General features: G+C 31.0%; 2 protein-coding genes. Both read right to left on the bottom strand.

What is annotated here, in order from left to right:
• Positions 1–334 precede the first annotated feature (334 nt).
• Entirely contained in the window at positions 335–1339 is a 1005-nt protein-coding gene (locus CXF67_RS09265) for a BspA family leucine-rich repeat surface protein (RefSeq protein WP_102088500.1), read from the bottom strand.
• 242 nt (positions 1340–1581) lie between these two features.
• The gene (locus CXF67_RS09260; protein WP_102088499.1) at positions 1582–2175 is read right to left on the bottom strand and encodes a hypothetical protein; all 594 of its coding nucleotides are present in this window, start codon (positions 2173–2175) and stop codon (positions 1582–1584) included.
• Positions 2176–2488: the final 313 nt, after the last annotated feature.

Genomic DNA, 2488 nt, shown 5'->3' with positions numbered 1-2488 from the left:
AGTTTATGAGCGAATAATAGCAAAAGGTAAGAGTAAAAAATTAGCATTAATAGCGGTATGTAATAAGCTATTAAAACAAGCCTTTGCAATTGCTAAATCAGGATTATTTATGAGGATACCTATAGAAGTACTTTAGTGAAAAGTTAATGCATTTTTACTTGTTTTTTACCACAGTACTTTGTTGGCATTTCGTTGTTTTTTAAAGTTTTTATTTGTTCTGTTTGATTCAGTTTCTCGATTTACTAGAGCTTCTTTTTTTAAATAAAAACCTCAAATCTTGATAGGTTTAGATTCGTTTGAATTATGAGCGTAAGCATCAGTTTGACTTTGCAAATCATAATTTAATAAACTTTTTGTTGTTTTGATTGATTCCGTTTGAAACACTTATTATGTATAAACCTTTTGATAAGTCTGCTACACTTATTTGATTTTTGTTGTCAGCTGATTTCACCTTTTTTCCTAAAGCACTAAAAATTGAAATTTTTAGTGCTTTTACGTCACTTTTTATAAATAAGATATTATTTGTAGGGTTTGGGTATATGGAAAAAGAAGGGCTTTCAGACTGAACAGGCACACTTAAAGAACTACAATCAAAACCTGCATCTATAATGGTCCAACCAAAGTTGTCAATTATGTTTTGCCTTGCTGTTTGACTATTACAGTAATTAATTCCAGAAGCACCAAGCGTTACATTTTGTTGAAGGCTTAAAGTAGACCAGTCTATTAGGAGAGCATCATAGTTTTCAGTAGACAAACTAGTATCGTCAAATATAAAATCCATGTTGGTTACTTCACTTACATCCCAAGAACTTATGTTTTGGTTAAACGAGGATGCTTGAGAAAACATTTCTTTCATTATAGTTACATTACTCACATTCCAAAGACTTATGTCTTGATTAAACGAAGTCGCCACAGCAAACATTAAAAACATGTTATTAACATTACTCACATTCCAATCACCTATGTCTTGATTAAACGAAGTCGCCCCAACAAACAAATAAGACATGTCTATTACGTTACTTACGTTCCAAGAACCAATATTTTGGTTAAAAGAAGACGCCCCTGTAAACATATAAAACATGTTTGTCACGTTATCAACGTTCCATGCACTAATATCTGCATTAAAACTAGTTCTACCTGCAAAAGCCTCAGACATATTGGTTACTTGACTCACATCCCAACTGGGCATTGCACCATACTCGCTGCTAGTACATAAACCGTCAATTGAATTGGTATTTAAACACGTATTTATAGCCGTTTGAAAGTTAGCATCAGTTATTGGGGTTTGGGAATAAGCCAATATGCAAACAAAATAAATAAGTAATGTAATTTTTTTCATAGTATAATTTTAGGATAAATAAAACTTAGTTTTATTTCGGGTTTTATGTTGATAATTTACTAACAAGTCTCATTTATTACGTTTTTTTGTCAATGAATGCCAACGGGAAGTGTATCTTTCAGTGGCGACCAAAGAAGCGATGCACTTCGTTTTTCAGTCGTAAAGTTAGAAAATAAATCCCAAACCATTTGTTTCAGCTCCCAAACCTCGCCATTGAAGATACATATTGTTGGCTGTAGTATTTATATTTTTTCAGAAAGTTCTTTTGGTAATATTTTATCTAAAATCGCTTTTTGTTTTTTCTCAAGCACTAAAAATTTCCAATCAGTTTCACCATTTTTTGAAATTCCATAAACATCTTTTTGGGATTGGATTTCAAAAAATTCAGTTTTCTCATTATATACTACATTTTGTGAACCAAAATTTTGTTCTAGTGACATTTTTGCAAGATTTATTCTCATTGTCTTTTCGTCCTCTGATTCACTTTCTTGACCATAAATTTTCATATTTATTTGATTTGAATAAGTCAGTAACGAATAATATTTATTTTCAATTTTTTGAGAATCGTTAATTGTTAAAATCTTTGGATTTATAATTTCAAATTCCATTTCAGGATTGTTGAATCCCTGCTCCATTATTTTTATCCACTGCGACTTTGGTACAATTTCAAATAATTCAGGTGTCATGTATTCCATTGATTTCTCAAATTCCATGTTCACAATAGAATTTATGTATTCAGTGAATTCAGATTCTATGTTTTTTTTGTAGTCTTGAGATATTCCGAATGTTGAGATGGTCAGAGATAATAGTATAAGTAACTTTTTCTTAATATTCATTTGTATTAATTTTTGTTTGTGTCATATTACAGCCAACGTTTATGTGTAAGGAACGTTGCGTGTTTGAGTGCGAGGATTTTCCGAAGGAAAATCAGATGCTAGCAAACAAAGCAACGACCAAACGGTTGAACTAAAATAAGCAATGTTTTTTACACGGTGTTGGCACACGTTTTTTTTATTTTCCAAATATTTTCAAAAGTCGTTTTGCGTTTTTGTCAGGTACAACATTTCCATATTTTAAATTCAGAAGATTTTGTCTTAAAAGTTCAAAATCAGATTCCGACCACTTATTAGCCAGTCGAAGACTTTTTAA

The organism is Psychroflexus sp. MES1-P1E, from assembly GCF_002836055.1.
Taxonomy (GTDB): domain Bacteria; phylum Bacteroidota; class Bacteroidia; order Flavobacteriales; family Flavobacteriaceae; genus Psychroflexus.
Note: the sequence above shows the minus strand (reverse complement) of the source record. Positions and strands in the feature narration are given on the sequence as shown.